The sequence below is a fragment of the Chimaeribacter californicus genome, assembly GCF_002858675.1.
Taxonomy (GTDB): domain Bacteria; phylum Pseudomonadota; class Gammaproteobacteria; order Enterobacterales; family Enterobacteriaceae; genus Chimaeribacter; species Chimaeribacter californicus.
Genome location: NZ_PJZF01000047.1, coordinates 1 through 2398, shown reverse-complemented (window position 1 = coordinate 2398; position 2398 = coordinate 1). Strand labels below are relative to the sequence as shown.

Sequence of the window (2398 nt, the reverse complement as noted above, 5' to 3'; positions counted from 1 at the left end):
AAAGAAGAATTTTAACTTTCACTGCCCGGCGCGCCGGGCTTATCTGGCAGTAAAGCTGCCGGGAACATTAACGCCACCGCCATCAATGAAGGGAAATCGTATGCTACTTAATCGTGAAGTTGTCTCAGGACTTCAATCTGTCATCACCACTGCTGAACGAAGACTCCGCGCGGGGAGAACGCTTAAAAGTGTCAAAAATGAAGTGAGTACCGCTATGTATGACCATGAATTAGCGCACATTGACGGGGCAGAAGCCCAGGTGCGTGACTCTATTGTTGCCGCATTTTCCAAGTTAAACCGCATTGCCGATGCCCATGAATATATTCAGCAGCAACAGAGCGATTTTAAGGCTCAAATGATGGAGCATCGTAAAAATGGGTTGCTACGCCTTGCCCATAAAGGACGCGAGAACGCTATAAAGGCCTTGGCCAATGAATTCGGCATTAACGTGACTATTGAAGCAGAACCCGCCGCTTGTGACATGGAAAAGAAAATGACAAACGCTAAAGAAATCGCCCTGGCTTACCAGAGATTAACCGCTGCTGAGGCAGCAAGCGCCACGCTGCTGACTTCGTATAAAACCGCGCGAGGTGCAGCGCTGCCAGAGGAGATCGCAGCGATGTTTCGAGCGCTCGATAATGCCCTGAATGAGCACACCAGCGAGCTGCGGGCGGCCGCTTCCGCTGTCCTGGTGGCCGACGCTTAACATCCCCCGAAGTTCTCTCCTGGCAGGATACTGCCACGTCCCGATATGGCTCGTTTCTACCTGGTGATTGGCAGGTCAGCAGAGCCATATCTATTGCGCGCACAATTGTGCGTATAGTTCTTTTCAAGGCGGCGAGAGCGCGCACATGAATAGACGGCAATGAGCCAATAACCTTTGAGGGAATACAGCATGAAAAGCAACATTAAAGCAGTGAAGGCTGAGGCAACTATCGTAATTAACACCCTGGAGGGTTACATTGCCAAAATTGAAGCCGGGCGCGAAAAATTGGCCGGCATTGAGAGTGATTTAGTCTCCTTCGGCAAACAGGCGAACTATTTTGAATGGATTTTCATCCCCTTCAGCGCACGTAGCCGTGTCAAAATTATCGAAGGGTTTAAAGACCGCATTGAGTCTGTGAAAGCCACCGTAGCGAAGATGGAAGAGAACGAAGAGGCTGCCGCTAAAGCCCGCATCGAAGAAGAGCACCGCGCGCGCCAGCTGAATGAAGTACTCAACGCGGAAAAGGCTGCACCGCGTGATGGCATCCGTGTTCTGCGCCTGTCCGCCGGCGCGCTGGATCAGGTGAATAGCTTTGGCGTAGAGGTGGTAACCCCGCGCGGAATTCGCCGCATGAACGCCAGCTTGCATATGGGCAAAGTAACCCGCGTGGATGGCCTTTTTTATGGCATCAGCATCGGCAACAGCCTGAAGGAAACATACACCGCGGAAGATCGCGCAGAGACGCGCCGGATTGATACAGAAGAGCCTGTTCGCCATGGTGACGTGGTTCGGATTGGCGGAAAGCTCTACACTGCCCGCGTTATTGGTGAGTACACCACGCCGGTTGAGTTCGATGCGCTACCGGAGGTAGCGGAATTAGGAAAGTGATTCACCCACTGCGCCCAGTTCGATGGGCATTATTAAAAAGGAAACTAATGTGACTCCTACTTTTTCAGAAAAACCGACACCAGAAGAGGTTAAAGCAGCCAGGATCAATGCTGGATTAACTCAAGTGCAGGCTGCTGCCCGGTTCGGCTACAGCCTTCGTAATTGGCAGGCTAAAGAGGATGCTGGCAGCAATGGACGCTCACTATCTATTGGAGAATATGAGCTTTTGTTATTGATGGGAAATAGCCATCCAACGCTGGTGGCTACCCATAGGGTGGTAACAAAGCTCACGAACAAATAAACGATTATTCCCTTTACGGTTTAACTTTTAAACTATTCCATTTGGGGTATACTCTGCCCCATCTTTGGGGCTATTTTTTCTTTAAGGTGACTACATGAAATTAAAAATGAAACATGCGGCCGCAGCCGCAGGGTTAGCGCTGGCACTCGGGTATGGTTTTGCTCTCGGGAAATATGCAATTTTTCCCTACAGTTTTATTTATGAATTCAAACACAGGCATTTTACTTCTGAACAGGTGGATACTGTGCGTAATCCCACTTACCTATTTAAGCGTGACATGTATAAAGAGTTTCACGGCCAGGGCGACTACGTGATGGTGGGGGATAGCATCACCGAGAACGCTCGCTGGGACGATATTTTCCCGGATTACAAGATCGTAAACCGTGGCATTGCAGGGGATGACACGACCGGAGTGCTGGAGCGTATTGACGACATTATTGCGACGGGCGCTAAGAAGGCTTTCATCATGATCGGGACTAACGACATTGACCGCGGCATGAGTG

Annotated in this window: 4 protein-coding genes; all 4 read left to right on the top strand. The window is 50.3% G+C overall.

Annotated features, from left to right (window positions below):
- Positions 1–706: hypothetical protein (locus CYR55_RS22565; RefSeq protein ID WP_206604061.1), on the top strand; the 706-nt coding region annotated here is incomplete at its 5' end.
- 189 nt (positions 707–895) lie between these two features.
- On the top strand, positions 896–1594 hold the full coding sequence (locus CYR55_RS22560) for a hypothetical protein (protein WP_101818546.1): 699 nt from the start codon (positions 896–898) through the stop codon (positions 1592–1594).
- 22 nt (positions 1595–1616) lie between these two features.
- A complete protein-coding gene (locus CYR55_RS22555) occupies positions 1617–1895 on the top strand; it encodes a hypothetical protein (protein ID WP_101818545.1) in 279 nt (92 codons plus the stop codon).
- A gap of 94 nt (positions 1896–1989) precedes the next feature.
- The coding region (locus CYR55_RS22550; protein WP_479415246.1) for an SGNH/GDSL hydrolase family protein at positions 1990–2398 on the top strand (409 nt) is incomplete at its 3' end.

Coding starts and splice junctions, on each gene's coding strand:
- CYR55_RS22555 (WP_101818545.1), top strand. CDS start 1,617: ATGGGCATTATTAAAAAGGAAACTAATGTGACTCCTACTTTTTCAGAA.
- CYR55_RS22560 (WP_101818546.1), top strand. CDS start 896: ATGAAAAGCAACATTAAAGCAGTGAAGGCTGAGGCAACTATCGTAATT.